Below are 26567 nucleotides of genomic sequence, written 5' to 3' on the forward strand. Positions count from 1 at the left end.
ATTTAAATCATGAAAAAATTTAAAGTTGGCTGTGTACAAGCCACCCCTGCCTTATTCAACAAATCCAAATCCATGGATATTGTATTAAAATGGATTCTAAAAGCAGCTAATCAGAACGTTAAACTATTGGTATTTCCTGAGAGCTTTATTCCTGCTTATCCGGCTGGCTTGGGCTTCGGAACTGTGGTGGGCAGCAGAACGGAAGCAGGTAGAGATCAATTTAGGGAATATTGGGATAATAGTGTGGAAGTAGGAGCTGAAGAAACTCAACAAATTGCTGAATGGGCAAAGGAATATGAAATGTATATTACCTTAGGTATAACTGAAAGAGATTCTGTAAGCAAGACCTTATACTGCACATTGCTTTATTTTTCTCCTAATGGGAAAATGATGGGAAAACATCGAAAACTTAAACCAACTGCTGCTGAAAGATTGGTATGGGGAGAGGGTGATGGCACTACTCTTTCCACTTTTGATACTAAAATCGGAAAAATCGGAGGTTTGATTTGTTGGGAAAACTATATGCCTTTAGCACGAATGGCGATGTATCAAAAAGGTGTAGAAATTTATGTAGCTCCAACTGCAGATTCGAGAGACAGCTGGAATAGCAGTTTGATTCATATTGCCTGTGAGGGAAGATGTTATGTAATTGGATCGAATCAATTTATAAGAAATAGTGATTATCCTGAACATCTTCGAAAAGAGCTGGCAAAAGACCGACCAGAAATTCTATCGAGAGGTGGAAGTGTCATTATTTCTCCTTTAGGAAAGGTATTGGCTGGTCCTTTGTACAATGAAGAAGGATTGCTCACCGCAGAAATTGACCATGATGAAATTGTCAAAGCAAAAATGGATTTTGATGTGATTGGTCATTATGCTAGGAATGATGTTTTTGGGTTTGATGTGAATGGCCAGCCTGAAATGAGGAAGGATAGTTAATTGACAACTCGTTGAGTTTAGTCAGGCACTCGCGACACGCGAGCGCCAACTCGGAATGAGCAGTGGAATACAGACCATGACAGTGAATGTCATAAAATCTAAGCGAGATGCTTAGATTAGACAAGCGAGTTTTTGCCTATTAAAAGCACAAGCGGACGCTTGCGCTATTTGAGGACAACCTTGATGATGTGCTTATGTCGGACATTTCTTTCATGCGGTTTGACGGTTAAAACCGTCTAATAGCTATCCTAGAATACCATCTCACCCTCCAATTTACCTAACAGACGGTTCTAACCGTCAGATCGGATGCTATCAAAATGAACTTTAATATTTCAACTTTCACACCTCATATTCCCAGAAAATCCTCATTTTTGCAATCCGAAAAAATAAAAGGAATGATAAGAGGAGCCATATTGGTATTTTTAGGTGCTTGTAGTTTTGGGGTTTTAACTACTTTAGTTAAAATTTCTTACAAAGAAGGGTTTACTTTGGCAGAGGTGACTGGGGCGCAAGTATTTTTTGGAGCCGTTATTTTATGGCTCATCCTAGCAGGAAGAGCTTTATTTCAAAATATCAAATTCCATTTTACATGGAAAAACAGCTGGAAAGTATTGCTTACTGGAATAAGTACTGGATTAGTCAGTTTATGCTATTATAAATCCATCCAAGAACTTCCTGCCTCGATTGGGATACTTCTATTAATGCAATTTACCTGGATCAGCATGCTGCTGGAAATCATTATTCACCGAAAATTCCCTACTCGAATGCAATGGATTTCGGTTATCTTCATTCTTTTTGGGACTTATTTAGCTGGTAATGTTTACAGCTTAGACAATATCCCTTTTAGTTTAGAAGGTATAGGATATGGTTTTTTAGCTGGCTTTTTCTATGCAGTATTTATATGGGCAAATGGAAGGGTTGGCAATGCATTAATTCCTGTTCAGAAAAGTGCCATGATGATTACAGGTGCCTGCCTATTTATCTTTATGATTTTCCCGCCTGAATTTTTATGGAATGGAAGTTTATCTGCAGGCTTATGGTCTTGGGGATTAATCTTTGCATTATTCGGAACTGTAATTCCTCCTCTTTTCTATGCTTATGGCATTCCACAAACAGGAGTGGGGCTCAGCAGTATTTTAAGTTCTGCTGAATTACCAGTAGCGGTTTTCTTTTCTAGCTGGCTATTAGCAGAAGAAGTGACTGCTTTGCAATGGGTGGGAGTTACTACAATACTTTTGGCAATTGTAATTTCAAATATCAAGAAGGCTAAAAGCACCCTAACCCCCAAAGGGGAAAAACTTACGAAATAAGATTTACATTTTAATGCGGAGAAATTTATAAAAAGATTTTAATTATAACTTTTAATAGAGATAATATTACTTATTTACTATGATTTAAATCCGAGAGACCAATTCCCCCTTTGGGGGTTAGGGGGCTGTCCACTCAGAAGGATTATCTCGCCATTCTTTTAAAGTAGCTAACTCATCATTTTGAATTAATTTCTTTGCTAAAGCTTCTTCTAGTAAATGTGGATAATCGCTTAAGCAAACCAACTTAATATTAGCTTTCTCAAAATTTTCTACTGCCACATCAAAACCATAGGTGAAAATTGCTGCCATTCCTAAAACTTCAGCACCGGCTGATTTTAATGCTTCTGCTGCTTTAATGGAACTACCACCAGTGGAAACCAAATCTTCTACCAATACAATTTTTTGACCTTTTTCTAATTTCCCTTCTACCAAATTCTCCATTCCATGTCCTTTTGGCTTAGAACGAACGTACATAAAAGGTAAATCCAAAGATTCTGCTACCAAAACGCCTTGCGGAATTCCTGCAGTAGCAACACCTGCTATGGCTTCTGCATCAGGAAATTGTGCACGAATCACATCAGATAAATAATGTTTGATGATACTTCGGGTTTCAGGAAAAGAAAGTGCTAATCTGTTATCACAATAAATGGGAGATTTCCAGCCTGAAGCCCAGGTAAATGGTTTAGTAGGTCTAATTTGGATGGCTCCAACATCTAATAATTCTAAAGATATGGCACGTGCAATTTCTGGTTTGGCGATGGTGATCATGAAAAAGTTTTGATTTAAATACCTTGCAAATTTAGGATTTTTATTCGCAAGGCTGAAATAAAAGATAAGGTATAGTTTAAAATTACAACCTATTCTCAAACTAATTCAAGAAAAACCTCCTATCTCAATCTTATTGTAAATTCTGAGCTATTAAATTATAAATTTCCTCATCTGAAGGTCTAGGAGCATAAGCATCTATAATTCTACTGTTTTCATCAATTAGCAAGTACCTTGGGACCCCAAACAGCTTTAAGTCTTCATAAACCACATTGATATCAGATGCTTTAAGCTGAGTTCCTCCTAGCGCTTTATCCTCTATAAAATTCTCCCACTTTTCTTTATCTCTATCTACAGAAAGATAAACAAATTCGACATTCCTATCTTTAAATTGCTCCTCCAGTTTTTTAGAATAGGGCATTTGCTCTATGCAAGGAGCACACCATGTAGCCCAAACATCGAGATAAATTAATTTCCCTTTTAAATCATGCAAAGACACTATAGTAGAATCTTGTTTTTGGGCATTTAGATTAGGAATTATTGAGCCTGGATTTAAAGTTTCTGTTTCAGCCTTTAATTCAGTTAATGCCCTACTAAAATTTGATTGGTCATATTCAGATTGAAAATTCTCCAAAGCTGAGATATTTACACTGTCAAGACCCAAAAAATAAATCTTCATATAAATGGATTGTGCAATCAACCACTCCTTCATATTTTGATTAATATTACTTTTTTTGATGAGTTCTATAGCCTGTGGTAAATTATTTTTGGTACTTGAATCGGAAATCCCCTGTCTAGAAAGCTCTGGATATACAATGGCATCTATATACATTTGGACAACAAAATTACCTTCCAGATTATTTCTTTCAAATTGTAGATTAGAAATTTCAAAATCCTCATTATCTAGAAGCCAAAGAATTTCTTCATTGGGTTCTGAATATACATCATAATTGCCTAAAGTGTAATTCAGCTTATGTACCGCCATTTTGGTTTCAAAAAATCCATTTACTAATTCTGATATTTTGGGGTTTTCTATCTCTCGCTGAAGTTTTTGGTGATTATTGATGTATAAATTCTGTCTCTTTTTAAAATCATCAAATGATAATTGAAAGAAATAGGGTTTTTCGTTATCAAAAAACATTCTCTGGACATTCCTCAATTCATGATGATACTGTTCTGCCTCATTTTGCGGTTTCTCCAAACTATTTGTAAGGAATGTATGCCTCAATTGAAAACCAGGTTCAAGATAAATTATAAAAGTAGAATCTTGATATTCGAAATATGCATAAGTTTCCGACTCTAAATCGAATCTAATTTCGTTTTTTGAAGATTTAGAATCTGTTTTAGGAATTGAAATCTGTTTTTGGGAAAGTAAGTCATAATAGTATACTCTTAAACTATCTTCTTCAAACTCCTCTTCAAAAATTATTGACGTGTACTGCTTTTCCTCCTCATTGCAAGCAAAGAAACACAAACTTATAAAGAGGATTATTAAATAGGTTTTTAGACGCATAATGTAGGAGTTAACTTAAAGACTAATTAAAGTTTAAAATGTTGATTTATTGTATAACCTTGTAAAGATTTTCATTTGGGAACTTATTCCACCAAACTCAACATCCCCATTTTATCCATTTTCAATTTACCTTCATCATCTAATTTTCGAACGGCCGTAATCACTTTTTCCTTGGCATAGCCTTCAATGTTTTCAGAAAGACGTTCGATATTCAGATGGGAATCTTTTAGGATTTGTAAGATTCTTTGCTCCAAATCTTTATCCTGATGCATTGATTTTTTCTCATTAATGCAGACATCGCATACTCCACATTTTTCTTCTTTATACTCTCCAAAATATTGCAGTAATTTTAAAGTGCGGCAGACTAAATCATTTTCAACATAATTTTTCACTGCCATCAATTTCTCATATTTACTTTTCTTCCGTTCCTCCAATCGCTTTTTATTCAAAGGCAATTTATTAGCATCATGGCGTGCTTCCAAAAAGGTTAATTGAGGCGAATCAGATTTGGGTGAATAATCCATCACTCCTTCCTTATCCAAATAATTTAATTGTTTTACTACTTCCTGTGGGCTCATTTCAGCCATTTTGGCTATTTGCAATTCATTTATAAAAATCACTTGCTGATAAATATCACCACCATAAATTCGCAAAACCGTTTTAATCAACTTTTCAAATTTGGCATTGGCAATTTCATAGGCATATAAATCCTTAAAATCCAAATTAATATGTAAGCCTGAAGGTCTATAGAAGTGCTCATTCAATTGAATAAAGCCTTCTTCTTCCAGAACTTTTAGCGCATGAAAAACAGGATAGACTTCATAATTATAGTGTTGGCAGAAATCCTGAATTTCAAAATCATAGCTCTGCATCTCACCTGATCCAATTGCTATTTTAAAATAATTAGCCAGTGACTGATATAACTTTTTCAGAAAATCAAAATCAGGATGAGCAAGCTCATGCTTTTCTTCCATTTCTTTGAAATCCTGCAGGTGATATAGCGCCACTGCAAAGGCTGGTTTTTCATCACGTCCTGCCCGACCTGCTTCCTGATAATAGGATTCCAAATTATCGGGTAATTCCCAGTGAATTACGGTGCGTACATCAGGTTTATCAATACCCATTCCAAAAGCATTGGTCGCAACAATAATTCTAGTGTTTCCTTTCAACCAAGCATCCTGCTTTGCGTTTCGATCCGTTTGTGAAAGTCCAGCATGATAAAAATCTGCTGAAAATCCATTCTTCTGCAAAAGCTGCGCAATTTCTTTTGTTCGCCTACGGTTTCTTGCATAAACTACTGATGTCCCGACTATTTTCCGTAAAATTTCAAAAAGCTTGGCTTCCTTATTTTCGACTTTTCTTACCGAATAAGAAAGATTATCACGTGCGAAACTCTTTTGAAAAAGCTTCGCATTTTTGAAATTTAGCTTCTCTTGAATATCAATTTTAACATCCTCTGTTGCGGTGGCAGTTAAAGCTATGCATGGCAAATCAGGAAATAACTCGCGAAAATTAGCTATCTCCAAATATGGTGGACGAAAATCATAACCCCATTGAGAAATACAATGGGCTTCATCTATTGCCAACAGATTAAGATTCATTTTCTTCGCCCTCTCCAGAAACAACTCAGTTTTCAGTCTTTCCGGAGAAACATAAAGAAATTTATAGGCGCCATGAGCGGCATTATCAAGCAAAATATCAATTTCACGGTAAGTCATGCCTGAATAAACGGCAGCAGCCGGGATTTTTCTTCTTTTCAATTGCTCTACCTGATCTTTCATTAGAGCAATGAGTGGAGAAATTACTAAGCATAAACCTTCACTCATCAGAGCAGGCACTTGAAAACAAATAGACTTCCCTCCTCCAGTAGGCAACAAAGCCAAAGTATCATTTCCTGTGGTTATGGAATTGATAATATCCTCCTGCATACTTCTGAAGGCTTCATAGCCCCAGTACTTTTGGAGAACATCAATGGCTTTAGCGTTTTGCATTTTCAATTAAATAGTATCTAATTCTCTAATATGCTATAAATATTAATCAATTGTATATAAAAAGTAAATAGAGAAAGGAAAGATTCAGAATTAAATAGCTAAAAAAACAAATTACTTTAAGCTAAGCCCTTCAAATACAAATTAAATTCTAAAGCCGTAATAGGTTTGAATTCATCCACTTCCAAATCCTCTTTAATGTCCTCATCAAATTGCATTTTGGTCTTTTCCAGTTTTTTGTCGGGATGAACGATAAGTTCCAATCCACTATAATCAATTGGATTGACTTGCACCAAAACAATATAATCATCAAAAACTCTTTTATAATATTCGTGGACTACTGCGCTGCTTTTCATAACTTCTTTAGTAAAAATTGAACTGATTTATGTTTTAAAGGAACACTCCTGCGCCCACTGTGGACTTTGGTTTGTACAGGATAGACACAAGCGAGACGCTTGCGCCAGCTACCATAGTTGGGTGTGCCGGCTCAAGTGTTCCAACTCAAATGTATCAACAAAAGTAATCGGTCTGACGCGCTATGCGTCAGACCGAACAAAGCTTATACTGGTTCAAGCGTCTCGCTTGGACCATTTAAACTACAATATTCACAATTTTCTTAGGAACAATAATCATTTTCTTAATCGGCTTATCTTCAACCCACTTTTGAACTTTAGGATTAGCTAATACTGCCTTTTCTATTTCCTCCTTTGGTGCATCCAAAGCAAAAGTCATATTATCTCGGTGCTTTCCATTTACTGAAACAGGATAGGTGTGCTCATCTTCTTTCACAAAATCAGGATTGAATGTTGGCCATCCGGCCTCTGATACACTTCCTTTATTGCCCAATAATGACCATAACTCCTCACAAATATGAGGCGCATAAGGTGCAATAATTCTAACCAAATCACTTAAGATGGCTTTATTATTGCACTTTAGATCAGTTAAGGTATTCACGCAAATCATGAAAGTGGAAACTGATGTATTGAATGAAAAATTCTCAATGTCATATTCCGCCTTTTCGATGGCCTGATGCAGTGCTTTTAAAGCTTTTTTATCTGCTTCGCCTTCTTCTACTTTGAAGTTCCCATCCGCATCATGGAATAATCTCCAAAGTTTTTTCAAGAATTTAGCAGTTCCGTCAATTCCATTAGTATTCCAAGGTTTGAATTGCTCCAAAGCTGCCCTAGGAACATTTCATAAAGCCTCAAAGTGTCTGCTCCGTACTTTTCAATCACGTCATCCGGATTGACCACATTGTACTTGGATTTGGACATTTTCTCTACTTCCGCTCCGCAAATGTATTTTCCATCTTCTAATATAAATTCCGCATCAGCATGTTCAGGTCTCCATCTTTTAAAAGCTTCTAAATCCAAAGCATCATTATGTACTATATTGACGTCAACGTGTAGACGTTGTGTTTTATATTGCTCTTTTAATCCATAGGATACAAATTTATTTTCACCTTCTACCCTATACACAAAATTTGATCTACCCTGAATCATCCCTTGATTGATCATTTTTTGGAATGGTTCTCCTACATTGATATAGCCTAGATCATAAAGAAATTTCGTCCAGAATCGCGAGTATAATAAATGTCCTGTTGCATGCTCAGAACCTCCAATATATAAATCTACATTTTGCCAATATTTTTGCTTTTCTTCATCTACAAAAGCATCTTGATTTTGAGCATCCATATAGCGGAACATATACCAGCTAGATCCTGCCCAGCCTGGCATAGTACTTTTTTCTAATTCATAACCTTCTTCTGTTTTCCAGTTTTTAGCTCTGGCCAATGGTGGTTCTCCATCTTCAGTAGGCAAATATTTATCCACCTCAGGCAACTCCAATGGCAATTGATCTTCCTCTAATAAATAAGGAATTCCATTTTTGAAATAAACTGGAACGGGCTCACCCCAATAGCGCTGACGGCTAAAAATAGCATCTCGCATTCTGTAGTTGATTTTAGCATAGCCGATCCCCTTATCCTTCATAAAGTCAATAGCTTTCATTTGAGCATCTTTAATGCTTAAGCCAGTTAAGAAGTCAGAATTAATGATTTTATCATTTTCAACTACTTCTACTATTGGTAAATCGAAATGCTCTGCAAAAGCTTTATCTCTGTCATCATCAGAAGGAACCGCCATAACAGCACCAGTTCCATAACCTGCCAAAACATAATCTCCAATCCAAACAGGTATTTTTTCTTCTGTAAAAGGATGAACAGCATAAGCTCCAGTAAAAACTCCTGATACGCGTTTCACTTCCGTCATTCTTTCACGTTCAGAACGGTTTTTTGCAATGCTTACATATTCTTCAACATCTTGTCTTTGAGCATCAGTTGTAATTTTTTCTACTAACTCATGCTCAGGAGCTAATACCATAAAAGTAACTCCATAAATGGTATCTATTCGAGTAGTAAAAACCTCAATATTCTCCTCTTTTTCAGCTAAAGGGAAGGATAATTGAGCTCCAACCGATTTTCCAATCCAGTTACGTTGCATTTCTTTGATCGGCTCTGGCCAATCTAAATCCTCCAATCCTCTAAGCAAGCGATCAGCAAAGGCGGATATTCTCATACTCCACTGCATCATCTTTTTACGCTCTACTGGATGGCCACCTCTTTCACTATAGCCATCTTTCACTTCATCATTGGACAATACTGTGCCCAAAGCAGGACACCAATTCACAACTGCTTCTGATAAATATGCAATTCGGTATTTTAATAATATTTTTTGCTTTTCTTCCTCAGAGTAATTAAACCAATCTTCAGCAGAAAATTGCTCTATTTCTTCATCGCAAGCGGCTTTTACTAATTGGTTACCCGTTTTCTCAAAATGTTCTTCTAACACAACTATATGTCTAGCTCTGTCATCTACCAAATCATACCAGCTATTAAATAATTGCATGAAAATCCATTGTGTCCATTTGTAAAATGATGGATCGCTGGTTCGAACTTCTCTTTCCCAATCATAAGCAAAACCAATATTCTTTAATTGCTCTATATATCTATTAATATTTTGCTCTGTAGTGATAGCAGGATGCTGACCGGTTTGAATTGCATATTGCTCGGCAGGAAGTCCAAATGAATCAAATCCCATAGGATGCAGTACATTAAAACCTTGTTGTTTCTTATAGCGAGCAACAATATCTGAAGCTATGTAGCCTAATGGATGACCAACATGCAAGCCCGCTCCAGATGGATAAGGGAACATGTCTAGTGTATAATATTTTGGTTTAGTATAATCATCTGTAGCTTTGAAAACCTGGTTTTTTTCCCAGTAAGCTTGCCATTTCTTTTCGGTTTCTCTGAACTGATATTCTGACATAATTCTTTATATATTAATCTGATGGAGATTTTTAATTAATTTAAAGTGCAAAATTAAGGCTTTTGGCTTGGGAAGGAATAGAATAGTCTAATCTTTTCAAAAAAATAGCATAAAAAAAGGTGCTCGAAAGCACCTTTAATCATTAACCAACTAATCACTAAACTAAAACTAACTAAAAAATTTCTTTACTATAGGATTCGGTTCTTTGAATTGTTCATTTTTGAACTCTTGTTTTTGTGCATGACTCAAATTGGCATTGAGTTGCGAACCTAAAAGAAAAATCAAAAGGCCTACGATAATTCCTATAGCTAGGAAGAGATTTCGGCTTATATTTTTACTTCTTTCCATTTTATCCTATTTAAAATATCTTTTACAATGATTATGCCAAACCCTAAAAAGTTGCATTGATTTTTTTCTTTTTTTATTAACGAGATAAAAATTACCTTCGTATTCAAAATGTAAAAACTTATGAAAAAAATATTTTTATCAATCATGATATTGGCAGTAGGAGTTACTGCTTGTAATCAAAAAGAAAGTTCTGAACAATCTTCAGAAGTTGAAGAAAAAGTTGAAACTGAGAAAGAGGATACTTTTTTAGGTGAATCTTTTAATGTTGAAAATGTAACCACACTTGATATCTTAGTAAGGGACATGAATTCATATGATTCTGTTATGGCTGTTGTAGAAGCTAAAGTGACAGAAGTTTGTCAAGCTAAAGGTTGCTGGATGAAAGTTGATTTACCAAATGGGGAAACAATGCGTGTTACTTTCAAAGACTATGGATTCTTCATGCCGAAGGATTTGGCAGGGAAATCTGTAAAGATGATTGGAACAGCTAAAATTGAAGCAACTGATGTGGAAACTTTAAAGCATTTTGCTGAAGATGGAGGGGAATCAGAAGAAGAAATAGCTAAAATTATTGAACCTAAAATGGATTACAAATTTGTGGCTTCAGGTGTAAAAATAATGAACTAATAAGGAAAATAGAAAGGATTAGTGAGTGAGCTATAGATGATGAAATTGAAAAGCAGTTCAAATTTTAACTTGAACTGCTTTTCATTATATTTTGAGAAGTTATCTTAACGGTATAAACCCCTACTTTTATTTCTACTAAACATTCTTCTGAAGCGAAAACCACTCAAAGTACTAAATCCTCCAACAATTCCTGCCACCAAGCCAGAGATAACGACCATGAAAACCCCATCACTCAAACCAAATAACTCTGCTATCTTATTGGAAAGCATCCCATTTGAATCATTATGAATTATAAAGGATTGAATAAGCCATAGAAATCCTAGCCCGACAAATCCACTAAAAAAAGTACTTAAATTTTTACCTGCAATTAAAGCTCCTGCAAAAAAAGCACATATTGCCATTGACCACCACGGAAAATATAGTAATGAAAAATGCGATGCTACTACAATTATTATCGTTCTAATGATAAATTTCATTTTACTTTGGGTGTTAAAGTTTGAGTGAAAACAATATTGCTTAGGTCTGATGAATTGGATTTATTCTCCAATTCATAATATTCTCCATTACTCCATGATTCAATTAAATTATCATAATAGTAACTACCAGGATTCCCAGATTGCCCTCCAGGATAAACACCATAAGCTTTGATTGGCTGCTCTAAAGATACAATCATTCTCCAGGAACGAACCATGTCTTCCAGAAGTTGCATTTAATATATGTCTGTTCCCTCCAATTTGAATATTATCAGTACTAAAAGGAGCTAATCGAGCCAAATGCTGAACAGTTGTATTCTTAAAATTACTCCACGTTAATTCCTTCTCTTTAGCTGATTTCCAGTTTTCAACTGAATCAACAGCTGATTCAAAGCTCATTTGATATAAATCAGTAATACTTTCTATTTTATCAGTTTTTTGATTGTCTATAAATTTTTCTTCAGGATGCTCTTTTAAGATTTCAACTGTAACTGGCAGTTCAGGTCTTCTAACAGCAGTTTCCAAGCCATAAAATTCATCCCATAGATTCCTGTATAAGTCATCCCACAATATTTCGAAATAAGCAGGTGCTATTGCATCTTGATCAGCCATAAAATTCCAATTGGATAAGGCATCAAACGCTATTTTTTCTGGCTCACTCATATTATTACGATTCAAACTATCCAATATACTTGGTAAAATATCAGAAGCTAAAAGTGAGAAATTATCATTCTGCAATCGCATCATATCCTCAACAGTGATATTTTCCAATGTTTTAAGTTTCCTATTCAATCTTCTATTTCTGTAATGTTCAAATCCTCTGTCATAGTGATAATAGGGGTAGGTGCTATCCACAGGGATTTGATTTGCTGAACTTAAATAACCTTGTTCAGGATTTTTCATATAAGCATTATGCTCCCTTGGAATAAAACCTGCCCAATCCATATCCGCTCTGGAGCCATCCATGATAAATTTACCTTGTTCTTCCCAACGCAAAGGAAACTTACCATTAATCCATAGGGCAATATCTCCGTGAACATCTGCATAAGCAAAGTTTTGAGCAGGGCAATCGTAGTGAGTTAAAGCTGTCTCGTAATCATCATAATTTTGAGCTCTATTGAGCAAGTGGAAAGTCAATTGTTCATTCGATGGATCATGAGCTGTCCATCTCAAGGCAAAATTTGTTTTGCTGTTTTCAGATCTAAAATTTTCATCATAAACTATCGGTTCATGGTGCGTGTAATAAATAGTATCATAATAATTTTCCCCTCCACGAACTTCAAATTCCTGAATCACTTTTTGGGTCTTTAACCATTTTCCATTATAAAAATACTCTTTCTTTTCTTTGTCCTTAAAAGTTATATGGTACCAATCCCTAACATCTCTGGTAGCATTGGTTACCCCCCAAGAAACATTATCGTTAAAACCAATAATTACCCCTAGTGCCCCAGGAAGTGTTGACCCAAAAACATTTACAGTTGGTGAATTTAAATGCATAACATACCAAATTGAAGGCAGATTTAATCCTAAATGTGGGTCATTAGCTAATATTGGCTTGCCTGTTGAGGTTTTACTCCCGTGAACAGTCCAATTGTTACTTCCATTTTGAGGGTCAGGCTGTGGGGCTTTATCATAAGGAAAAAGCAGTGGAAATTCAATAGAATCAGGTCTTTCAACTTTCTCAGGGTCAAAATCCCATTTTTTACTCTTAGGGATTACAGGGTCAAAATCTTGATATCGATCTGGAAATAAAAAGTCAAATTTTTCCTTGCCTAGCATTTTTAATAATTGAGTATTTTCAGCATCACTATCACCACCTGCTAGATCATTCGCCATATATTTTAATAATAAACCAGATTTTAAATTTGACCATTTTTCAGGCTTATAATCCAAAAGTTTATATTCTATCGGAAGATCTTTATAATTAAGTGATTCAATATAATCATTAATACCTTCTGTGTATGCGTCTAAATATGGCCCAATTACAGGATCTTCTGCCATCATTTTCACTGCCTTTTCAGCTCCATATAATAGACCATTCCTTCTTTGATACCGGTCAAAATCTAAGGCATCTTTTCCTATAATTTCAGAAACTCTACCAGCAGCCGCATGAGTTTGAAACTCCATTTGCCATAATCTATTTTGTGCCGTTACATAACCTTGCGCCATATATAAATCATGATCATTATTGGCATATACATGCGGGACAAGAATGGAATCATAATGAATGCTTACCGTTTCTTTAAGGCCTGAAATAGAAGGACTTTCTTCAAAACCAACATCCAAATTTTCAGAATTGGCCCAAAAACCATTGTAAGGATCCAAAAATTTACCCAAGGGAGGAATTTGACCCCATTTATTATTGAGCAACACAACTAAAGCCAATGAAATTAGAAAGGGGAAAATAAATTTTATGAAATTCATGAGGTTTGAAGCTTTAAATCACCGCCTAATGTATAAAAAATTGGATTTATAATATAATGGATTGCTATAAAAATTCTCTGGGAGCTTTGAAACTGCTGAGGATATACAATCCGATTTAAATAAAGACAATTTTTTCATAGAAAATGAATATAAAATATTCACCTTAAGAACTAGCATTAATAGTATCTTAACTGTTTCCAAAGTTGAAATTAAGCCTGCTTTTTAATTGTTACCAAATTTTACACATTTCCATTAACGCAAATAATTTGCGTTAATGGAATATTGTCTTATATTTGCAATATAGTTGCGTTAAATTTCATTATTTATAATTTATAGCATTAATAAAATCAAATAGCAGATTTTAAATGGATTCACCTATTTATATAAGATAGGAATTGTCATTTAAAAAACATAAAATTATAGGCTGCTATTCGTCACCTAGGGAGTTGCTACAGGCTAAAATATTATTATTAAAGCCCAACCAGTCATTATCTTGTAAGGTTTTGGTTAGAACGCTGGTAAGCACTCCCTTTTTTTATTTTAGGCATTGTTTGTAAACCTTTTTTACTTACTTTAGTATATGCATCAGGCTTGGAACCGATACGCCTTTATCCGTTTTGTGCTATTCATGTCTCTTGGAATAGTTGCTGGGACTTTTCTTCCTAATTTCTTTCAAATTGTCCTGTTAATTTTTAGTGCGATAACGGTTTTATACCTTTCAGCTCAATTTTTTAGAGGCTATCAATTCCCATCCTATCAATCCGTGTCTTTTGCTGTTTTAGCTTTTTTAATCTGCTTTTCTTTTGGCTATCTAAATGCTTATTGGAAATCAGAAAAACATGATGAAGCACATTTGCTTCATGTAAATACTGATGAAATTGAAGCTTTTGAAGCCATTTTGGTTAATGCAGGTAAAAGCACTGCGAAATCGCATGGTTTTAAAGTAGAAATTCAACAAGTATTGCTTAATGATGAATGGCAGCAATATTCAGGAAATGCCATGGTGTATTTCCAAAAAGACAGCCTTTCCAAAGTCTTGAAATATGGTGATCAGTTATTAGTCAAATCAAGATTAAGGGAATTGGAAGCTCCTAAGAATCCTCTGGAGTTTAATTACAAGCGGTTTTTAGGCTTTGATCAGATTTATCATCAGCAATATGTGACTTCTGGAAAATGGCTAAAGCTAGATGAGGGCAAAGGAAATTTAATCATGGCTTATTCCATTAAAACAGGTCAATATCTGGAAGGGATAATGAACGAATACATTCAAAATGGCCGCTCTTTAGCCATTTCCAAAGCCTTAACGCTAGGAATTAAAGATGAACTCGATAATGACTTACGAAATGCTTATGCAGCCGCAGGGGCAATGCATGTTTTAGCTGTTAGTGGATTGCATGTGGGGATCATCTTTTTGATTGTTTCTACACTTCTTAAAAGATGGCAAAACCGTGAAAGAGGTAGAATCTTTTTTGCCGTTATTAATATATCTGTCTTATGGGCTTATGCTTTTATCACTGGACTTTCTCCATCTGTACAAAGAGCCGCCATGATGTTTAGTTTTATCATTTTGGCTCAAGCCATGAAAAGACAAACGAATATCTATAATACTTTGGCAGCTTCGGCTTTTGTGCTGTTGAGTTTTAACCCTTTTTTATTATTTTCGGTTGGTTTTCAGCTTTCATATTTGGCAGTTTTAGGTATCGTCTTTTTTCAGCCAAAATTGTATGGCTTGCTGCAATTTAAGTTCGTTTTATGGGATAAGATATGGGCGATTACCTGTGTTTCCATAGCTGCTCAATTAGCTACTGCTCCTTTAGGATTACTATATTTCCACCAATTTCCAACTTATTTTTTCCTTTCCAACTTGGTCGTTATTCCAGCGGCTTTTGTAATCTTAAATAGTAGTCTATTTTTAATAATCATTTCCTTCTGGGAGTGGGCAGCAGGATGGATCGGCTTTTTGATAGACCATTTTATCCAACTCATTAACTATTTGGTTTTTAGCCTTGATTATTTTCCAAATAGTACTATTGATGGTATATTCATTAATACGCCTGAAAGCTGGTTAATTTATATTGCGCTTTTCTTCATTGCGCTATTCATTTCAGAGAAGAAATTGAATTACCTGAAATTGACAGTTTTAAGCTTGTTTTTGATGAGTGTTAGTATCTGTTTACGTCAATATCATAATTTTCAAGAAAAGAAATTGATAGTGTACGATACTGGAAAACATCATGCATTGGCAATCAGGACTGGATTCTCGCAATATCTTAAAGTGGAAGAGGAATTGGCTCAAGATAAAAATAAACTCCGATTTCATGTTTACCCAAGTCAATTGCAAGCTGGAATAGCTGATTTCCATCCTGATCGATTTGAACCTGAAAATCAAAAGGAGCTTTTTGAGGATTTCTATGGATTGAAGTTGGCTATTTGGGAGGATAAGCGAATTTTTCATTGGCACCAAGAATTGGATGAAGATTTCACTTTTAATGAACCGATTGATGCAGACTTATTGATTATTAGCAATGATGCTTTGCAAAAACCAGAAAAGCTACTTGAATTTTTCAATCCCAAGAGGATTGTCCTAGATGCATCCAATTCATATTATTACATTCAAAACTTTAAAGCTAAATTTGAGAAAGAAAATTTAGACTATTACATAGTGCCCGAAAAAGGTGCTTTTGAATGGAAATTATAAACTATGGAATTAACTAAGATTGAAATTAAAGACAGAATTGGTTATATCACTCTAAACCGACCAGAAAAGAGAAATGCATTAAGCTATGAATTTGTAGGCGAGCTGAAACAAGCTTTTGCACAATTAAAGGAAGATGATAATGCAAAGTTAATAGTGCTTAGAGCAGAAGGAAAGGCTTTTTGTGCTGGGGCTGATTTAGCTTATATCCAAGGGTTACAGGGTAATACTTATGAAGAAAACCTAGAAGACTCCAATCATTTGAAAGAGCTTTTCTATGAGATTTATACTTATCCGAAAGTAGTGATAGCAGAAATTCAGGGACATGCCTTAGCTGGAGGATGTGGATTGGCTACCGTTTGTGATTTCTCCTATACCGTTCCTCATGCAAAATTTGGCTATACGGAAGTGAAAATTGGTTTTATTCCAGCCATCGTTAAGGTGTTTTTATTAAGAAAAATTGGAGAAGGAAAGTCTAAAGAACTGCTATTATCAGGGAAATTATATGAAGCTGTTGATGCCCAAAAAATGGGATTGGTCAATGAAGTGGTGGAAGCTGAAAAGCTTTCAGAAACTGTTTATGAATTTGCTCAGCAATTGATCCAAAATAATTCTGGTCAATCCATGGCTTTTACCAAGCAAATGATAGCCGAAGTGCAAGAAAAGGGATTGGAAGAAGGCTTGCAATATGCAGCAGAGCAAAATGCAAAAGCCAGAGCTTCAGAAGATTGTAAAAAAGGAATAGCGGCATTTTTAAATAAAGAAACTCCCACATGGTAATGGGAGTTTTTTGCTGTTTTTTAGAGAGTCTGATTGACAAATAAATAAATGATCAGTTTTTTTTTCCAGATTGCAACTTTATTAAAATTCAATTAGTTTTATCATAGTAATTTTAATGTTATTTTAATAATCATGAAATCATAAATTTTAGAGTCCTCAATATACTAAGCGAGGATGAAAAAAATTATTGAATTCTATGTGGCCGTTGAAAACAAACTTATACACATGAAAGAGCTATTAAAAAGGATTACTATAGATCAGGAAATTTGTCACGGAAAACCTTGTATTAGAGGAATGAGATGGCCTGTCGAAGTTATTATTGACTTGTTAGGATCAGGAATGACAAATGAAGAAATATTGGAAGACCACCCTGAGTTAGAGAAAGAAGACATCTTGGCTAGTTTAAATTTTGTTAACCTTTATTTAAAAGGTCAAACGATAAAAGATGTTGCCTAATGAAATTTTTATGTGATGTCCATATATCATATAAAATAGTTAATACATTAAAATCAATTGGATTTGATGCTATTCATGTAAATGAAATTCTCAATAAATCAGAAACTAAAGATTCCGATATCTGTGAATTCGCTGATAAGAAAGATTATGTGGTAATCACTAAAGATTCTGATTTCGAAGATTCTTATAGAGTCAAAAACACTCCTAGAAAACTTCTAAAAATAAGTTTGGGAAACATATCGAATCAATTATTGATTACAATCTTTGAAGAAAATATTGGAAATCTAAAAAGATTAGAATCAGAAAAATCATTCTTTATTGAGTTCAATAAGGATGGAATTACTTATAGACCATAAACCCAAGTAAGTAAATACTTTATTTAAAACCCCAAAACAATCCCTACCTGATTCGACCCTATTTGCACATGAGATAAAAAATCTGAAAACTGGCTACTTTGTTTGCTGTGGATGGTATGAAGAATGATATCAAATACAAAGAGAAAGCTGCCTTGCAAAATCACAGATTTACCATAGCCTTTTAATCGCTCGGGTCTAATTGTCGTATTTTTAGCTCTTTCCATTAAATAAAAACCTCCTGCTATATACGCTAAATCCAAGCCCGCATTGAAAAGTAATGTTTTCTGAAAGCTTACTTGATCATTCAATAATGCTGAAGCACTTTCAGGCATATCCCCTTTAGCTGTAAAGTAATACCCTGCTCCTGCTATTCCTAAATTCACCACATTCCAAATCAAATTCATTTCATGAAAATAAGCTGTTTGACCACTGGCTTGACTCCTACCAATTGCGCCAGTAATCATATTCCCTACAGCCCAAGTACCTAATATGGCCATACCTGTTTTTCTGATTTTCACATCCCTTTCATAAGCCTGAGCAATGCTTGTATTTTGTGAAAACACATCAAAACTGAAAAGGAATAAGCTTAAAAACAGAGTAATGAATAATTTCTTCATAGCGATTAATTATAGTGTTCTATGGCATGGTAAAATAGCCTAAATGAAAACAGTATAAGTGCTACTCCCACTATTTTGTTCATAATATTTAACCTCTTTGGCGTTACCCAAGCTCTCAATCGGTGGGAAAGAGCTACTTTTGAGAAATCAGTTATCAATAATGTCCCAATTATAGAAGAGAAAAATACAACCACTTCATTATGATCATATTGATAACTTTTGGTTACTAAAGTCATTACACCCAGCCAATAAAGCAAAACAAAAGGATTTATTCCATTTAAAATAAATCCTTTGGCAAACTGTTTAAAAAAATTCGACCTTATCGTATTTACTTTCTGTTCCTCCAGCTTTATGCTCTTTTTTCTTAGACTCAGAATTCCTGTTATTAAAATAATCAGTCCTCCTAAGACACCCATCCAAACTGAAACAGTATCATTATTTTCAAAAAGCCTTACACTAAAATACATCAGGAAGATATAGGCAGTATCAGCCACAGCAATACCTAAAGCCATATAAATCCCTGCTTTAAAACCTTTTATTATACTATTTTGAATTAATGCAAAGAATACCGGCCCCAACATTACGGCCAGCAACAAACCAAACAATACACCTTTGGTGATAACTGCAATCATATATTATTTAATGCTTTTTTCTGCTAGGAAATCTAACCAAGCTTTTTGTTTATCTCCTTTTAAAACCCTAGGGAATTTGTTTTGACCACCTACTTTCCCGCTTCTTTCCATGAATTCAATAAATACATCATTCGGAAGAACTTTAACCGTAATATCTTTTAGGGCAGCAATTCTTTCTACTTTATAATCATCGTTCAACTCCTTTAGTCGATCATCTAACTTCTCTTTTAATTTTGCCTCATCAATTCCTGTATTATCTGTTCCAACATACCAATTATGGCCAAATAAAGAACCATGTTTCACACCTAAGACTGTAAATTCCTTTAAATCAAATCCCATATCATTGGCCACATCCGAAAGTGCATGGTTCATATTATCCACAGAAAGATGCTCACCACATAAACTTAGGAAATGCTTGGTTCTACCAGTAATTACAATTTCAGAATCTGCTTTTGAAACAAATTTAATCGTATCGCCTATTAAATAGCGCCACGCACCCGAGCAAGTAGATATCAGCAAGGCATATTCCACATTTTCCTCTATTTCATCTACCATTAAAGTTTGTGGGTTTTCCAGCATATTTCCCTCATCATCAAAATTCTCTTCAGTGAAGGGAATGAATTCGTAAAATATTCCATTATTAAGCACCAATCTCATGCTATCTACACCTTGATTAGCCTGAAATGCAATAAATCCTTCTGATGCTAGATAGGTCTCTATGTAATTAATATCCCTACCTAGCAATCGCTGAAAACCCTGTTTATAGGGCTCAAAAGCAACTCCACCGTGCACATAAATCTCAAAATTCGGCCATATTTCATGAATGTTATTAAGATTATAATGCTTTATGATTTTCTCAATTAAAATCGTAATCCAGGCCGGAACCCCTGCAATAATGGTGATATTCCAATCTTTGGCCTTGAGTGTCATTTGCTCCAATTTATCTTCCCAATCTTTTCTTCTAGATATAGCCTTTCCTGGTTTGTAAAAACGTTGAAACCAGAACGGGATTCTGGAAGTGGTAATTCCGCTCAAATCACCTTCTGCATAATTTCCATTATCCTGCAGATCAGTGCTCCCTCCTACCATCAAAGTTCCGCCTTCAAATACTGAAGAAGGTAAACCTTCATAGCGAGATAGTGATAAAATTTGTCGTACACTGGTTTTTTGTATGGCTTTCACCATCTCCAAAGAAACTGGAATATGTTTGGATGAAGCCCCTGATGTGCCAGAACTTAAAGCAAAATATTTGATTGCACCGTGCCAGGTTACGTCTTTCTCACCTTCCAGACATTTATGCCACCATTCTTGATACATTTTATTATAATCATGTACCGGAACCTGAGCTTTGAAATCTTCATAAAAGCTTTTACCATCTTGTTTTTTTAAAGATTGTAATATTCCTGAGAAATTATAAGCTTTACCAAATTGCGTATTGCGGGATCCTATGATGAGTTTACGAAACTCTGCTTTCTGTAATTCAAAAGGGGGCGTATAATCCTGATCTAAACTCTCTCGAATCCGTATCCCTTGTTTAATAAGATTACCTAAAAGTGTCATTTATTTTGTGGTTGATGCTCAAAAGTTGAAAATTTAATCAATGTAAAAACTTAAACTTTTACCTTTGAAATTAATTATTAAAAAATAGTCCAATAGACAAATATATAACATTCAAAATATATAAAAATAACTTTATCATAAAGTCAATAATAATTTATTTTACCGAATTAACATTCTAAAAGGATTTCAATGAGTATAGCAGAAAATTTATCATCAGTTAAGGAGTCTTTAGGTATCTGCCATTTGGTGGCTGTGAGCAAGACCAAACCCAATGAGGATTTGATGGAAGCTTATGAGGCTGGACAAAGAGCATTAGGCGAAAATAAGGTTCAGGAACTTACCGATAAAGCTGAAGCATTACCTAAGGATATTGAATGGCATATGATTGGTCATTTGCAGCGAAATAAGGTGAAATATATTGCTCCTTTTGTACACCTTATTCATTCTGTAGATAGCGTTCGTTTGCTAAAAGAAATCAATAAACAAGGCAAAAAAATCGACAGAGTGATTCCCGTATTGCTACAAATCCATATTGCAGAGGAAGAAAATAAATACGGCTTAGATGAGCAGGAATTGCATGAATTATTGTCTTCTGAAGCTTTCAAAGAAATGGAACATGTGGAAGTGCAAGGCTTGATGGGAATGGCTACTTTTACGGATGATACTGAAAAAATAAGAAGGGAATTTAAAAGTCTGAAAAAACTATTTGATAAAACTGCCGAGCAATACAATGATGAAAAACTCAACCTGAAGGAATTATCCATGGGTATGAGCGGAGATTACGAAATAGCTATAGAAGAAGGCAGCACAATGGTTAGGATTGGGAGTAAGATTTTTGGAGAGAGGAATTGATTGAGTTGGAAGTATGAAGTTGGAAGATCGGAGTTACTTTGTACAAAATACTAACTACTCATTACTCAATACTGATGGATGAGGGTTGTTGGATGATTAGGTCAGTACTACAGGTCAGACCGGAATTAGATTAAAAATAGAAATAAAGTGGGAATTATGAAGTTGGCAGTTTTTCTAGATACTTGATACTAGCTACTCGATACTTAAAATTTAAAAAACATGACAAGTAAATTGATAATAATTGTAGGGAGTATTTCAGGTGCAATATCCGTTATTTTGGGTGCTTTTGGGGCTCATGCTTTGAAGGATAGTTTAACTGCTTCAGGTAGGCTGGAAACTTATGAAACAGCCGTAAAATATCAGATGTACCACAGTTTGGCAATGATTCTCTTAGGGATATTGATGATTCATTTTCAGCATAGATTTTTAAATTATGCTTCCTATTCATTTTTAATTGGCACCATTATTTTCTCAGGAAGTTTATATGTGCTTTGTGCTACTGGAATTACAAAATTAGGGGCTATCACTCCAATTGGTGGTTTATTTCTTATTGCTGCATGGGTGCTTTTAGCTATAGGAATTTATAAAACCGCCTAATACACTTGCCGTATAGTTTAACATGGCTAATTCGGTAAAATGTAAAAATTGCGGAGAGTGGAATACTATTGAAGGTTCAGGCAAACAGAAATGCTCTAATTGTGGTGAAATCATTCAAGATCCTACAACAGAAAGACTGGAGAAAATCAAAAAGTACAAGCAAGAGCAACTTGATAAATGGATGTTTACCATAAAAGAAGATGATAGTGCTTTCGTAAGATTTGCGAAGAAGACAGGAAATATAACTTATATAGTAATCATGTCTATTGTAGGTTTTTTCGCTTGGTTAGCTGCTGTTTTACCACTCTAAAGATGAATTTCAAGACTTTAAAACACCCACTAGTTTATCTAAGTATTTTGCTGTTTTTGGTTCACCAATTAATTGAAAAAAGCTTTAATTATTCTATTCCAATTTTACATGCCTATCTTGATGATTTAGTTTGTATGCCTATCATATTGGGACTAGGTACTCAGGTTATTCAATGGATTCATCCCGTAAAGGACTTATATTTTCTAGATAAAAATGCAATCATCATAACTGTGATTTTTTACAGCATATTGTTTGAAGGAATTTTACCATTTGTTAATCCTTCTATTTACACTGCTGATTGGATTGATATTGTATTGTATGCCTTAGGTGGAATTATGTTTTACAATTTGGTTAGCAAAAAAGTGAAGGGAGAATATTTGGCTGTTTTGAATGAGTTGTAGTTTCAAATTTAATTTTCTTCCTTTTCCTAATGGTTCAAGCGGGACGCTTGAAACAGTGGACTCGCTTTAGATTCTCCTAAATGCTATTAAGCTAAGCTTTGAATCCGTATCGTTCACTGCAATCCTAAAAAATAACCTTGGTTATTTTCTTTTGTGTTCTCTTGTTACTTTTCCCGATAAATACGGGACAAGTCGTGGTGGGGAATGTGCTACCATTGGTACAGATTAACAAACATTCTTTTTTAACCACAAAAGAGTCAAAAGAAAACAAAAGTTTTTTCGCTTTAGCGAAAAACTCGTTTAGGAAATTTCCCTAACTTAATAGTATTGAGATTCCTCCTTTGAGGGAATAAAAAGTAGGCTTTGGGGGCTAGGAGTCTTAATTCTCTTCTTCAGGAAATTTGGTTTCTTGGAGCTTATCATTGAAGTAGATTTCCGTTTTTAGCCATTCGCCTTCTTCATTAAAGTATTCCCACGCTTCAACCTTTTTATTTCCCGCATATTTAGCACTTAATGCCACTTCTCCATTTTCATGATAGTTAAAATGTTCACCATGGGCTTTCCCAAATTTATAAATGGTGGTTTCTTTTTCCTGCCCATTTTTGAAATACGAAATTTCTAATCCAGACTTTTTACCTGCCTGGTAATTTACTTCATATTTTAATTCTCCATTTGGAAAATATTTGGCAAAAGCACCATGTAGCTGACCGTTACTATAGTTTTCAATTTTTACTAAATTTCCATCTTCATCATAAAATTCCCACTCACCGAAAGGCTCATCACCTTTATAATAATTTTTAGATTTTAACTCTCCATTCTGCCAGAACTCCTCCACTTCTTTATCTTTTGCTTCATTTGAATAGATAGTTTTAGTTTTTAGCTGTCCTTCTTTATTATATTCTTTAAACTCCCCAGTTAGGAAACCCTCTTTATAATTTCGCTCTGTTTTAACATCTCCACTCGGGTAGTAAGAAATATTTTCACCGTCTAATTTTCCATTTTTATAATAACCAATTAAAAGTAAGTTACCTTCTCGGTCATAATTTTTAAATTCTCCAGTTTTTACTCCTTTTTGATTTTCAAAAACAGTCTCTAGCTGTCCATTTTCGAAAAAGGTTTTGAACTCACCACTTAACTTACCATCCACATAATGTTCTTCGGTTTTCATGTTCCCATTAGGATAATACCGTTCAGTTATGCCATTTGGTTCACCTCTTTTATAGATGATTTTCTGTGCTAAAACACCATCCGGAAAATATTCTAAAACTTCCCCATCTGGCTTTCCATCTTTAAAATCACTTTCACTTTTCAATTGACCATCTGGATAGTAGAGTTTCAGTTTTCCATTTAAAGTATCATTTTCAAAATATGCTTCTTGCAGCACATTTCCTTCTTTGCCAAAGACAACGGTCTTTCCCGTTCTGCTTCCATCTGCAAACTCAGTAGTTCGCATGAGTTTTCCATCAGGATAAAACATCTCAAACAAACCGTCCTCTTTTCCGTCTTCAAATGAGCCTTTTGCCATCAGCTCGCCACTTTCGTAATATTTTTTATAATCGCCTTCTATTTGACTGCTATCCCCATTGGATATAAAGTAAACCTCTTTGGTTTTTTTGTTTTCCGCACTATCGTAGTAATTGGAAATTTTCTGTAATTCCTGAGCACTCAAGACTTGTATAGAGAAGTAAAATAAAGAAATGAAAAGAAAATAAATTCGCATCGGAAATTTTAAATAGTATTAATGAGAAACTGCTTGTAAAGATAACTAAGAAGCTGTTAAAATATTATAGAATGATTGAAAAGTATATGGAATTCACAAATTCTTCAACAATTAAGTTCAATATCTATGTAAATTTTCAATCAAAAATAAAGTTGGTCTTATTTGCAGGGTTGAAATAATTGTTTTTAGGTTTAAAGCTTCCTAATTGCATTTGCATAACTATGCTCAATTTTTATCGTACATTAGTATTTTTAAACAAATCTACTCTTTAATGGCTATTAAGATAATTGGAATAATTTTAACCATTGCTGGTGCAATAGGATTGATTTTTGGAGTTCTGGGCATATTTGGTACTCCTTTAATCAACCTGAACTCCTGGGCTATGACTATTTTAGGATTTATATTTTTTGTTTCAGGTATTGGTATGTTAAAGAGAATAGGATAATTCAAGACGCATCAAATTCTGGAATGTCTTTGTTTGCGGTATACTTCTGAATATTATTCTAATTTCTAATGAGGTTTCAGCATTAGTTTCATAATCAATTTTGTATACTTTTTTTACATTGGAAATTACAAATTGAGTTAATGGAAAAACAGCTTGTAAAAATAAATTACAAGCTGTTGAAGTATTATAAAATTACTGTAAACTTTCTAACTACATTTTCTCAATTACAATAGCAGAAGCTCCTCCACCACCATTGCAAATACCAGCTACCCCGATTTTACCATTTTTCTGGTTTAATACAGAATATAAAGTTGTCATAATTCTAGCACCGGAAGCACCTAATGGATGACCTAATGCAACTGCACCACCGTATACATTTACTTTTTCAGGATCTAAGCCTAATTCCATATTGTTTGCAATTGCTACTGCAGAGAAAGCTTCATTGATTTCATAAAAATCAACTTCTTCTTTGCTCACTCCTGCTCTTTTCATCGCAATAGGAATAGCTAAAGATGGAGCGGTAGTAAACCAAAGTGGATCTTGAGCTGCATCACCAAAACCTCTAATTTTAGCAATTGGCTTTATGCCTAAAGCATCTGCTTTTTCTTTGCTCATCAATACCAATGCTGATGCTCCATCATTAATGGTTGAAGCATTAGCTGCAGTCACAGTTCCATCTTTTGCAAAAACAGGTCTTAAAGAAGGGATTTTTTCAAATCTTACATTTTTGAATTCTTCATCCTCTGAGATCACCAATGGATCGCCTTTTCTTTGGGGAACCTCAACTGGAACAATCTCTTCTTTGAAGCTGCCATCTTCAGTTGCTTTTGCAACTCTTTTGTAAGAATTGATAGCATATTCATCCTGCTGTTCACGGCTTATTTTCATTTCTTTGGCAGTATTGTCTGCACAATTTCCCATCGGGAATTTGTTATATACTTCCCATAAACCATCGTTTAACAGGCCGTCTACTAATTCTCCATTTCCGTATTTATAGCCATAACGAGCTTTAGGAATGTAATAAGGAATATTAGACATGCTTTCCATTCCACCAGCTACAATAGTATCAGCATGACCTAGCATGATACTTTGCGCACCAAACATCACAGATTTCATACCTGATGAACAAACTTTATTAACGGTTGTACATGGAACATTGAAGCCAATTCCAGCAGCTATGGCAGCCTGTCTTGCCGGAGCCTGACCCAAATTAGCTGATACTACATTTCCCATGAATACTTCATTCACTTCTTTAGCATCTACATTGGCTTTAGATAAAGCTCCTTTAATAGCTGCCGAACCCAAATCAATGGCACTTAAACTGGCTAAACTTCCTCCAAAACTTCCGATTGGTGTCCTTACCGCAGACACAATATATACTTCTTGCATTATTATTTTATTTTAGTCGTTTCAATGTAAAATTAATTAAAATA

23 protein-coding genes and 2 pseudogenes are annotated in these 26567 nt (G+C 34.7%); 12 read left to right on the forward strand and 13 right to left on the reverse strand.

The window, feature by feature from the left end; translation table 11 throughout:
- Nucleotides 1-9 precede the first annotated feature (9 nt).
- Nucleotides 10-939 (forward strand): carbon-nitrogen hydrolase family protein, encoded by a 930-nt coding sequence (locus tag ABWH96_RS16200; RefSeq protein ID WP_375578554.1) that lies wholly within the window; start codon nt 10-12, stop codon nt 937-939.
- A gap of 317 nt (nt 940-1256) precedes the next feature.
- Nucleotides 1257-2249, forward strand: a complete 993-nt coding sequence (locus tag ABWH96_RS16205) for a DMT family transporter (RefSeq protein ID WP_375578555.1) — start codon at nt 1257-1259, stop codon at nt 2247-2249.
- A gap of 117 nt (nt 2250-2366) precedes the next feature.
- Here the strand turns inward: ABWH96_RS16205 and pyrE are convergent, their stop codons facing one another.
- The 6 genes and pseudogenes from pyrE to ABWH96_RS16235 all read right to left on the reverse strand — a co-directional run bounded on the left by pyrE (nt 2367) and on the right by ABWH96_RS16235 (nt 10189).
- Nucleotides 2367-3017, reverse strand: a complete 651-nt coding sequence (gene pyrE, locus ABWH96_RS16210) for an orotate phosphoribosyltransferase (RefSeq protein ID WP_375578556.1) — start codon at nt 3015-3017, stop codon at nt 2367-2369.
- Nucleotides 3018-3147: 130 nt separating this feature from the next.
- Nucleotides 3148-4527 (reverse strand): TlpA family protein disulfide reductase, encoded by a 1380-nt coding sequence (locus ABWH96_RS16215; RefSeq protein WP_375578557.1) that lies wholly within the window; start codon nt 4525-4527, stop codon nt 3148-3150.
- A gap of 83 nt (nt 4528-4610) precedes the next feature.
- A complete protein-coding gene (locus ABWH96_RS16220) occupies nt 4611-6518 on the reverse strand; it encodes a RecQ family ATP-dependent DNA helicase (protein ID WP_375578558.1) in 1908 nt (635 codons plus the stop codon).
- A 116-nt stretch (nt 6519-6634) separates the two neighbouring features.
- Nucleotides 6635-6871 (reverse strand): hypothetical protein, encoded by a 237-nt coding sequence (locus tag ABWH96_RS16225; protein ID WP_375578559.1) that lies wholly within the window; start codon nt 6869-6871, stop codon nt 6635-6637.
- A 235-nt stretch (nt 6872-7106) separates the two neighbouring features.
- Nucleotides 7107-9841: pseudogene (leuS, locus tag ABWH96_RS16230) on the reverse strand (leucine--tRNA ligase).
- A 168-nt stretch (nt 9842-10009) separates the two neighbouring features.
- Nucleotides 10010-10189, reverse strand: coding sequence for a hypothetical protein (locus tag ABWH96_RS16235; protein ID WP_375578560.1), 180 nt, complete (start codon nt 10187-10189; stop codon nt 10010-10012).
- A gap of 120 nt (nt 10190-10309) precedes the next feature.
- Here ABWH96_RS16235 and ABWH96_RS16240 point away from each other — a divergent pair, with 120 nt between their 5' ends.
- On the forward strand, nt 10310-10816 hold the full coding sequence (locus tag ABWH96_RS16240) for a DUF4920 domain-containing protein (protein WP_375578561.1): 507 nt from the start codon (nt 10310-10312) through the stop codon (nt 10814-10816).
- 104 nt (nt 10817-10920) lie between these two features.
- Here the strand turns inward: ABWH96_RS16240 and ABWH96_RS16245 are convergent, their stop codons facing one another.
- Together ABWH96_RS16245 and ABWH96_RS16250 are read right to left on the reverse strand one after the other, a co-directional pair.
- Nucleotides 10921-11292, reverse strand: coding sequence for a hypothetical protein (locus tag ABWH96_RS16245; protein ID WP_375578562.1), 372 nt, complete (start codon nt 11290-11292; stop codon nt 10921-10923).
- Nucleotides 11289-13713 (reverse strand): annotated as a pseudogene (locus ABWH96_RS16250) (penicillin acylase family protein). The gene ABWH96_RS16245 and the pseudogene ABWH96_RS16250 overlap by 4 nt, the downstream one beginning before the upstream one ends.
- Before the next feature lie 580 nt (nt 13714-14293).
- Here ABWH96_RS16250 and ABWH96_RS16255 point away from each other — a divergent pair.
- The 4 genes from ABWH96_RS16255 (at nt 14294) to ABWH96_RS16270 (ending at nt 18000) form a co-directional block, all read left to right on the forward strand.
- A complete protein-coding gene (locus ABWH96_RS16255) occupies nt 14294-16411 on the forward strand; it encodes a ComEC/Rec2 family competence protein (RefSeq protein ID WP_375578563.1) in 2118 nt (705 codons plus the stop codon).
- A 3-nt stretch (nt 16412-16414) separates the two neighbouring features.
- Nucleotides 16415-17188 carry an enoyl-CoA hydratase/isomerase family protein gene (locus ABWH96_RS16260; protein WP_375578564.1) on the forward strand — a complete coding sequence of 258 codons (774 nt, stop codon included), beginning with the start codon at nt 16415-16417 and terminating at the stop codon, nt 17186-17188.
- A gap of 225 nt (nt 17189-17413) precedes the next feature.
- The gene (locus ABWH96_RS16265) at nt 17414-17644 is read left to right on the forward strand and encodes a DUF433 domain-containing protein (RefSeq protein WP_375578565.1); all 231 of its coding nucleotides are present in this window, start codon (nt 17414-17416) and stop codon (nt 17642-17644) included.
- Nucleotides 17644-18000 (forward strand): DUF5615 family PIN-like protein, encoded by a 357-nt coding sequence (locus ABWH96_RS16270; protein WP_375578566.1) that lies wholly within the window; start codon nt 17644-17646, stop codon nt 17998-18000. Before ABWH96_RS16265 ends, ABWH96_RS16270 begins: the two co-directional genes overlap by 1 nt.
- A gap of 23 nt (nt 18001-18023) precedes the next feature.
- Here the strand turns inward: ABWH96_RS16270 and ABWH96_RS16275 are convergent, their stop codons facing one another.
- Genes ABWH96_RS16275 through ABWH96_RS16285 form a run of 3 tightly spaced genes read right to left on the reverse strand, consistent with a single transcriptional unit; the run spans nt 18024 to nt 20809 of the window.
- Nucleotides 18024-18617, reverse strand: a complete 594-nt coding sequence (locus ABWH96_RS16275) for a DUF6992 family protein (protein WP_375578567.1) — start codon at nt 18615-18617, stop codon at nt 18024-18026.
- A 5-nt stretch (nt 18618-18622) separates the two neighbouring features.
- Nucleotides 18623-19249 carry a LysE family translocator gene (locus ABWH96_RS16280; RefSeq protein WP_375578568.1) on the reverse strand — a complete coding sequence of 209 codons (627 nt, stop codon included), beginning with the start codon at nt 19247-19249 and terminating at the stop codon, nt 18623-18625.
- A 3-nt stretch (nt 19250-19252) separates the two neighbouring features.
- Nucleotides 19253-20809: a GH3 auxin-responsive promoter family protein gene (locus tag ABWH96_RS16285; RefSeq protein ID WP_375578569.1), complete on the reverse strand. Its 1557-nt coding sequence runs from the start codon at nt 20807-20809 to the stop codon at nt 19253-19255.
- A 189-nt stretch (nt 20810-20998) separates the two neighbouring features.
- Between ABWH96_RS16285 and ABWH96_RS16290 the strand changes: the two genes are divergently transcribed.
- The 4 genes from ABWH96_RS16290 (at nt 20999) to ABWH96_RS16305 (ending at nt 22969) form a co-directional block, all read left to right on the forward strand.
- Nucleotides 20999-21661 carry a YggS family pyridoxal phosphate-dependent enzyme gene (locus ABWH96_RS16290; protein WP_375578570.1) on the forward strand — a complete coding sequence of 221 codons (663 nt, stop codon included), beginning with the start codon at nt 20999-21001 and terminating at the stop codon, nt 21659-21661.
- A 219-nt stretch (nt 21662-21880) separates the two neighbouring features.
- Nucleotides 21881-22258 carry a DUF423 domain-containing protein gene (locus ABWH96_RS16295; protein WP_375578571.1) on the forward strand — a complete coding sequence of 126 codons (378 nt, stop codon included), beginning with the start codon at nt 21881-21883 and terminating at the stop codon, nt 22256-22258.
- A 22-nt stretch (nt 22259-22280) separates the two neighbouring features.
- Entirely contained in the window at nt 22281-22568 is a 288-nt protein-coding gene (locus tag ABWH96_RS16300) for a hypothetical protein (RefSeq protein WP_375578572.1), read from the forward strand.
- Between the two features lie 2 nt (nt 22569-22570).
- On the forward strand, nt 22571-22969 hold the full coding sequence (locus ABWH96_RS16305; RefSeq protein WP_375578573.1) for a magnesium citrate secondary transporter: 399 nt from the start codon (nt 22571-22573) through the stop codon (nt 22967-22969).
- A gap of 379 nt (nt 22970-23348) precedes the next feature.
- Here the strand turns inward: ABWH96_RS16305 and ABWH96_RS16310 are convergent, their stop codons facing one another.
- The gene (locus ABWH96_RS16310) at nt 23349-24689 is read right to left on the reverse strand and encodes a toxin-antitoxin system YwqK family antitoxin (protein WP_375578574.1); all 1341 of its coding nucleotides are present in this window, start codon (nt 24687-24689) and stop codon (nt 23349-23351) included.
- 271 nt (nt 24690-24960) lie between these two features.
- On the opposite strand from ABWH96_RS16310, the gene ABWH96_RS16315 reads away from it, so the two are divergent.
- Entirely contained in the window at nt 24961-25134 is a 174-nt protein-coding gene (locus tag ABWH96_RS16315; RefSeq protein ID WP_375578575.1) for a hypothetical protein, read from the forward strand.
- A gap of 210 nt (nt 25135-25344) precedes the next feature.
- On the opposite strand, the gene ABWH96_RS16320 is transcribed toward ABWH96_RS16315, so the two are convergent.
- Nucleotides 25345-26523 (reverse strand): acetyl-CoA C-acyltransferase, encoded by a 1179-nt coding sequence (locus ABWH96_RS16320; RefSeq protein ID WP_375578576.1) that lies wholly within the window; start codon nt 26521-26523, stop codon nt 25345-25347.
- Between the last annotated feature and the right edge of the window lie 44 nt (nt 26524-26567).

The sequence above is a fragment of the Marivirga tractuosa genome (assembly GCF_042140215.1).
Lineage (GTDB): Bacteria > Bacteroidota > Bacteroidia > Cytophagales > Cyclobacteriaceae > Marivirga > Marivirga tractuosa_A.

Coding starts and splice junctions, on each gene's coding strand:
- ABWH96_RS16200 (WP_375578554.1), top strand. CDS start 10: ATGAAAAAATTTAAAGTTGGCTGTGTACAAGCCACCCCTGCCTTATTC.
- ABWH96_RS16205 (WP_375578555.1), top strand. CDS start 1,257: ATGAACTTTAATATTTCAACTTTCACACCTCATATTCCCAGAAAATCC.
- pyrE (WP_375578556.1), bottom strand. CDS start 3,017: ATGATCACCATCGCCAAACCAGAAATTGCACGTGCCATATCTTTAGAA.
- ABWH96_RS16215 (WP_375578557.1), bottom strand. CDS start 4,527: ATGCGTCTAAAAACCTATTTAATAATCCTCTTTATAAGTTTGTGTTTC.
- ABWH96_RS16220 (WP_375578558.1), bottom strand. CDS start 6,518: ATGCAAAACGCTAAAGCCATTGATGTTCTCCAAAAGTACTGGGGCTAT.
- ABWH96_RS16225 (WP_375578559.1), bottom strand. CDS start 6,871: ATGAAAAGCAGCGCAGTAGTCCACGAATATTATAAAAGAGTTTTTGAT.
- ABWH96_RS16235 (WP_375578560.1), bottom strand. CDS start 10,189: ATGGAAAGAAGTAAAAATATAAGCCGAAATCTCTTCCTAGCTATAGGA.
- ABWH96_RS16240 (WP_375578561.1), top strand. CDS start 10,310: ATGAAAAAAATATTTTTATCAATCATGATATTGGCAGTAGGAGTTACT.
- ABWH96_RS16245 (WP_375578562.1), bottom strand. CDS start 11,292: ATGAAATTTATCATTAGAACGATAATAATTGTAGTAGCATCGCATTTT.
- ABWH96_RS16255 (WP_375578563.1), top strand. CDS start 14,294: ATGCATCAGGCTTGGAACCGATACGCCTTTATCCGTTTTGTGCTATTC.
- ABWH96_RS16260 (WP_375578564.1), top strand. CDS start 16,415: ATGGAATTAACTAAGATTGAAATTAAAGACAGAATTGGTTATATCACT.
- ABWH96_RS16265 (WP_375578565.1), top strand. CDS start 17,414: ATGAAAGAGCTATTAAAAAGGATTACTATAGATCAGGAAATTTGTCAC.
- ABWH96_RS16270 (WP_375578566.1), top strand. CDS start 17,644: ATGAAATTTTTATGTGATGTCCATATATCATATAAAATAGTTAATACA.
- ABWH96_RS16275 (WP_375578567.1), bottom strand. CDS start 18,617: ATGAAGAAATTATTCATTACTCTGTTTTTAAGCTTATTCCTTTTCAGT.
- ABWH96_RS16280 (WP_375578568.1), bottom strand. CDS start 19,249: ATGATTGCAGTTATCACCAAAGGTGTATTGTTTGGTTTGTTGCTGGCC.
- ABWH96_RS16285 (WP_375578569.1), bottom strand. CDS start 20,809: ATGACACTTTTAGGTAATCTTATTAAACAAGGGATACGGATTCGAGAG.
- ABWH96_RS16290 (WP_375578570.1), top strand. CDS start 20,999: ATGAGTATAGCAGAAAATTTATCATCAGTTAAGGAGTCTTTAGGTATC.
- ABWH96_RS16295 (WP_375578571.1), top strand. CDS start 21,881: ATGACAAGTAAATTGATAATAATTGTAGGGAGTATTTCAGGTGCAATA.
- ABWH96_RS16300 (WP_375578572.1), top strand. CDS start 22,281: ATGGCTAATTCGGTAAAATGTAAAAATTGCGGAGAGTGGAATACTATT.
- ABWH96_RS16305 (WP_375578573.1), top strand. CDS start 22,571: ATGAATTTCAAGACTTTAAAACACCCACTAGTTTATCTAAGTATTTTG.
- ABWH96_RS16310 (WP_375578574.1), bottom strand. CDS start 24,689: ATGCGAATTTATTTTCTTTTCATTTCTTTATTTTACTTCTCTATACAA.
- ABWH96_RS16315 (WP_375578575.1), top strand. CDS start 24,961: ATGGCTATTAAGATAATTGGAATAATTTTAACCATTGCTGGTGCAATA.
- ABWH96_RS16320 (WP_375578576.1), bottom strand. CDS start 26,523: ATGCAAGAAGTATATATTGTGTCTGCGGTAAGGACACCAATCGGAAGT.